Below are 5796 nucleotides of genomic sequence, written 5' to 3' on the forward strand. Positions count from 1 at the left end.
GCCGTGGCGGTGGCCTCGGTGAACAGCTCGTGCAACCGCGGATCCTCGGCGATGACATCGGGCTCGACCACCGCGGTGCCATGCGCGGGCACATAACGCTGCGACAGCTGGCTGTAGGAGAAGTGGCGGTGCCGGACGAGCTCGTGGGTGAGGCTACGGGAAACCCCGGTGATGTACATCGTCACGGTGGCGTGCTCCAGCACCGACAGGTGCCCGACATCAAGGATGTGCCGCAGGTAGCCGGCGTTCGTCGCCGTGGCCGGGTTCGGCTTCGACCAACTCTGGTAGCAGGCCCGGCCGGCGAACTCCGCCAACGCCTGGCCGCCGTCGACGTCGGTGCTCCAGTCGACGTCGGCCGGCGGGGTGAACTGCGTCTGGGCGATGACCTGCACGCGCATGCCCACACCGTACCGACCCTCGCTCGTGCCCGGTCAGCTCTACCGCCGACGCAAGCGGGCCACCGCGTCGCGTTCCCGGGCGACATCGGCCTGGCTCAGGGCCGCGGTGGTCTCCACCCGCACGGTCAGGCGACGGTCGGCCAGACCTTCGTGCAACGCGGTCACATCGAGAACACCGTCGAATCCCATCCGAAAAATGATCTCGATGGGGGTGCCGGCCGGGAAGCCGGGGGGGATCCCGGTGATCTCCGCTCGGGAAACGATCATGGAATCCTCGATCCGGGTCGACTCGGCGCCGCTGCCCTGTTCGACCACCTGCAGCGTGACGGTATCCTGATCATCACGGACGGTACCGAAGTTGCGCCGGACCACCACAGGTAGCCGGTCGTTGCGGTGGACGAGGAATACCGCGCAGCGTTCACCGAAACGGTCGAGCGCCAACACTCCGAAGCCGCGGGAGACCACGTTGACCAGCTGGACCTCGACGGTACGCCGGACCCGTTCGGCAGTGATCCCGAAGGCTGCCGCAAGACGCCTGCAGGCCGCGGCCAGGTCCGCGGGCGCGGCGGCATCCGACGCCGCGCCGTCGGCGAGCTGCCCCCGTGACACCAGGTCCGCGAGGACCAGGCGCTCGATGGCCTTCTTCTCCCCGTAGAGAGCCGCGCCCTTGGCCACCGCGAGGTCGGGGTCACACAGCTCGACCGGCACACCGAGTTCCGCGCCGAGTCGGCGGGCCACCGCCGGCATCCGGGCGGAACCTCCGACCAGCAGCACGCGGTCCAGCCGGGAGACGCCCCGCGCCCTGGCCGCGGCGAGTACCGAGCGGGTGAGGGTCACGGTCCGCTCCAGCAGCCCGGCCGTCAACCGTTCAAGATCTTCCCGCGTCACCACCGCCTTCAGCACGCGTCCATCGTGCTCGACGGCAACCGTGGTCTCCATCCGGTCGCCGAGCTCGCGTTTGGTCCGTTCAGCGGCCAATAGCAGGACCTGGGCGGCCGCTGCGTCGGCCAGCGGGTCCGCGGCGCCCGGATGCGCGTCCAGGAACTGCCTGGACAGGTACCGGGCGAGCGCTTCGTCCCAGTCGGCCCCGCCGAGTCGGTGGTCGCCGTCGATGGCGACCACCGAGATCCGGCGGTCGGCGAGCTCGACCACGGTCACGTCGAACGTGGCGCCGCCGAGGTCGTAGACGAGCGCCACCTCCTCCTGGGCCGTGCGACCGGCGAAGGTCGCGTCGGAGTCGAAACGGGCGAAACCGTAGGAGAGCGCCGCCGCCGTCGGTTCGTTGATGACGTCAACGACCGACAGGCCCGCGTACTGCCCGGCGAGGACCGTGGCCCGCCGTTCCTCGTCGCCGAAGTACGCCGGCACGGTGATGACCGCGTCACGGATGGGCTCGCCACCGGCGAAGGCTGCGTCGCTGACGAGCGCCCGCAGAATGAGGCTGCTCACCGCCGGCGCGGACCACGCCCGCCCGGACGTCACAAAGCGCCAGTCACCATCGCCCATTCGGCGTTTGACCAGCGCGCAGACGTCATCCGCGCGGGCGCGGGCGAGCTGGCGGGCGGGTTCACCGGTGACATAGTCATCGGGACCGACGAAGAGCACAACGCTCGGCATCGTGGTCACCCCGCCGGACAGCGCAATCGCCTCGGGATCGCCCGATCTGTTCACCCGGGCAACGCAGCTGTAGGTGGTCCCAAGATCAATTCCGTAGATGACGCCCGCGCTCATCCCCGAAACGTATCGAGATCACACGGCAGATTGGATACGTTCCAGAGCGATTGCGTGGCGCATCGCAGCGCGCCCCCGACGGGTGTCGCCGGCATCGCCGTAGGCGACCGCGAGCCGGTACCAGGTCCGCCAATCCCGTGGTTGCGCCTCGACGTCCGCGCGCCGACGGTCGAAGGCCTCGTCTGCCGCGGTCCGGTCAATCCGGCCGGACGGACGCCGTGGCAACGGGGACAGCGCGTCGCTCGACTGATCGTCCTGCGGCAGGTGGCGTCCCAGCCGTTCGGTCGCCCGCCCGAACGCCAGCTCGCGCAGGATGACGACCACCCCGACCACAGGCAGCGCCAGCACGCCGACGCCGAGCCCACGGGCCGTCCAGCTGGACTGGGTGAGCAGCTGGACACCTCGCCAGCCGATCAGGCCGAGATAGAAGACGACCGCGGCGACCACGACACCGACAACGACACGAACCTTCACAGTTCGAGCAGGGCCTCCAGGCCCACGGTCAGGCCGGGACGTCCCGGAGTCCGGCGCACGCCGAGCAGCACACCTGGCATGAACGAGGTCCGATCGAAGGAGTCGTGACGCAGGGTCAGGGTCTCGGCCGCGCCACCAAAAAGCACTTCCTGGTGGGCGACCAAGCCGGAAAGCCGGATACTGTGCACGGGAACCCCGCTGATCCGCGCGCCGCGGGCGCCGGCATATGCGGACTCGGTGGCATCCGGTCCGGCCGGTTCGCCACCGGCCTGGAGCCGTGCCTGTGCCACCAGTTCCGCGGTGTGCAGCGCTGTCCCGCTGGGGGCGTCCACCTTGCCGGGATGATGCATCTCGATGATCTCCACCGACTCGAAGAAACGCGCCGCCTGGACCGCGAAATGCATCATCAGCACAGCGCCGACACTGAAATTCGGGGCCACCAGCACGCCGAGCTCCGGCGTGCCGGCCAGCCAACCGCGCAACGTCTCCAGCCGGTCGCCGTCAAAACCCGAGGTGCCGACGACCACGTGAAGGCCCGCGTCCAGGCACCATCGCAGGTTCTCCATGACGGCGTCCGGCCGGGTGAAGTCGATGACCACGTCGGCCTCGCGCAGGCTGGCGAAGTCGTCCCCGAGATCTACCGCCGCCACCAGGGTGAGATCGTCGGCGGCGTCGACGGCCGCGCGGACCGTCGACCCCATCCGCCCCCGGGCGCCGAGCACACCGACCCGGATCGTTTCGGTCACCCGGCGACCACGGACGCGAAGTCGTGATCGTCAAAGGGACCGATCACGCCCAGAGCGAGCGGCCGGGCCAGCAGGTCGGTGGCGACACCTTTGACGTCATCCAGGGTCACCGCCTCCACCCGGGCGAGCACCTCGTCCACGGACAGAAGCTCACCGTGCATGAGCTCGCTCTTGCCGATCCTGCTCATCCGCGAGCCGGTGTCCTCCATACCCAGTACCAGCGAGCCTCGGCTCTGGCCCTTGGCCCGGGAGAGCTCCTCGTCGGTGATTCCCGCTGCCGCGATCAACTCCAGCTGTTCGCGGCAGAGCGCGAGAACCTCGTCCGCACGCCGGGGTGCACACCCCGCATAGACGCCGAACAGCCCGGCATCGGCGAAATGGGACGCGAACGAGTAGACGGAGTAGGCAAGGCCCCGCTTCTCCCGGATCTCCTGGAACAGGCGTGAGCTCATTCCCCCGCCGAGCGCCGAGGACATGATTCCCATGGCGAACCGACGGGGGTCCCGGCGTGCCATCCCCACGGTTCCGAGCACGACATGTGCCTGCTCGGTGGGACGCTGGCTGACCACGACGCCCCGGGCCTGCGGGTAGGCGTAGGAGCCCCCCCGCACCGGGGCGGGGACGTCCGGCCCACCCAGGCGGTCGGCGAACGCCGCCGCGACAAGGGCGAGCGTCCGCTCGTGATCGATGTTGCCGGCGATCGCGATCACCGTGTCCGACGGGGTGTACCGGGACCGGTAGTAGTCGGCGATGGTGTCGCGGCCCAGGCCCTCAATGGAGTCGATCGTGCCCAGCACGGGACGGCCGAGCTCGGTGTCACCCAGCACGGCCGCGGTGAAGACATCGTGCACGACGTCGCTCGGGTCGTCGTCGTGCATGGCGATCTCCTCAAGGATCACGCCCCGCTCCGCCGCGACGTCGGCAGCGGTGATCAGTGAGTTACAGACCATGTCGCAGAGCACGTCAATCGCATCGACGAGATCGCCGTCGAGTACCCGTGCGTAGTAGCACGTGTACTCCTTGGTCGTGAAGGCGTTGAGCTCCCCGCCGACCGCCTCGATCGCGGAACTGATCGTGAGTGCGTCCCGGGACGGCGTGCCCTTGAACAGCAGGTGCTCAAGGTAGTGGGAACAGCCGGCCGTCAACGGATCCTCGTCCCGGGAACCCACGCCGACCCAGATCCCGATAGCCACCGACCGGACCGCGGGCACCTTCTCGGTCAGCACCCGCAGCCCGCCCGGCAACACGGCTCGCCGGACGGCGCCGGACAGCAGCTCCTCGCGAAGCGTGCCATCTGGCACCAGACCTGCCCCGGTCGTAGTACCTGTCCCGCTCACGGGATGCCGGTCAGGACCCGGCCGGGACGCTGTCGGCGTCCTCGGCCACAGGAGAAAGGCTGATCTTCCCGCGGCTGTCGATTTCAGTGATCTCGACCTGGAGCTTCTGGCCGACCTGAACCACCTCTTCCACCTTCTCCACCCGCTTCCCACCGGAAAGCTGCTTGAGCTTGCTGACGTGGAGCAGCCCGTCCTTGCCCGGCGTGAGGGAGACGAACGCACCAAAGGTTGTGATCTTCACAATGGTGCCGAGATAGCGCTCCCCGACCTCCGGCATCTGCGGGTTGGCGATCGCGTTGATCGCCGACCGGGCACTCTCCGCGGAGGTGCCGTCCTGCGCACCGATGTAGATGGTGCCATCGTCCTCGACCGTGATCTCAGCGCCGCTGTCAGCCTGGATCTGATTGATCATCTTGCCCTTCGGGCCGATGATCTCACCGATCTTGTCTACCGGGATCTTGACAGAGATCACCCGGGGGGCGTGCGTCGACATCTCGTCCGGGCCGTCGATCGCTTCGGCCATGACGTCGAGGATCGCCAGCCGCGCGGCCTTGGCCTGGCCCAGCGCGTCAGCGAGGACCGACGCGGGGATGCCGTCCAGCTTCGTGTCGAGCTGGAGGGCGGTGACGAACTCCCGCGTGCCCGCGACCTTGAAGTCCATGTCGCCGTAGGCGTCCTCGGCACCGAGGATGTCGGTGAGCGTGACGAAGTCGTCACCCTCGTGGATCAGACCCATGGCGATCCCGGCAACCGGGGCCTTGAGTGGAACACCGGCATTCAGTAACGACAACGTGCTGGCACAGACCGAGCCCATACTCGTCGACCCGTTGGAGCTCAGCGCCTCGGAGACCTGCCGGATGGCGTACGGGAAGTCTTCCCGGCTGGGCAGCACCGGCAGCAGTGCCCGCTCAGCCAGTGCGCCGTGGCCGATCTCGCGGCGTTTCGGTGAACCGACCCGACCGGTCTCGCCGGTGGAATAGGGCGGAAAGTTGTAGTTGTGCATGTAACGCTTGGTGCGGTCGGGATTGAGCGTGTCGACCGTCTGCTCCATCCGCAGCATGGCCAGGGTGGTCACGCCGAGGATCTGGGTCTCGCCCCGCTCGAACAGGG

At 68.6% G+C, this 5796-nt stretch carries 6 protein-coding genes; all 6 read right to left on the reverse strand.

Annotated elements, in window-relative coordinates:
* On the reverse strand, positions 1-398 hold a 398-nt coding region (gene thyX, locus U9979_RS19960; protein ID WP_322780590.1), incomplete at its 3' end, for an FAD-dependent thymidylate synthase.
* Between the two features lie 39 nt (positions 399-437).
* Entirely contained in the window at positions 438-2129 is a 1692-nt protein-coding gene (locus tag U9979_RS19965) for an Hsp70 family protein (protein WP_322780591.1), read from the reverse strand.
* Between the two features lie 18 nt (positions 2130-2147).
* Entirely contained in the window at positions 2148-2603 is a 456-nt protein-coding gene (locus U9979_RS19970) for a hypothetical protein (RefSeq protein WP_322747848.1), read from the reverse strand.
* Positions 2600-3349: a 4-hydroxy-tetrahydrodipicolinate reductase gene (dapB, locus tag U9979_RS19975; RefSeq protein WP_322780592.1), complete on the reverse strand. Its 750-nt coding sequence runs from the start codon at positions 3347-3349 to the stop codon at positions 2600-2602. Before dapB ends, U9979_RS19970 begins: the two co-directional genes overlap by 4 nt.
* Positions 3346-4686 (reverse strand): M16 family metallopeptidase, encoded by a 1341-nt coding sequence (locus U9979_RS19980; RefSeq protein WP_416220267.1) that lies wholly within the window; start codon positions 4684-4686, stop codon positions 3346-3348. Before U9979_RS19980 ends, dapB begins: the two co-directional genes overlap by 4 nt.
* 10 nt (positions 4687-4696) lie before the next feature.
* Positions 4697-5796: polyribonucleotide nucleotidyltransferase (locus U9979_RS19985; RefSeq protein ID WP_322780594.1), on the reverse strand; the 1100-nt coding region annotated here is incomplete at its 5' end.

The organism is Protofrankia sp. Cas4 (assembly GCF_963555915.1).
GTDB lineage: Bacteria > Actinomycetota > Actinomycetes > Frankiales > Frankiaceae > Protofrankia.

Excerpts from the sequence above, each read along its gene's own strand:
- U9979_RS19965 (WP_322780591.1), bottom strand. The coding sequence starts at position 2,129 with ATGAGCGCGGGCGTCATCTACGGAATTGATCTTGGGACCACCTACAGC.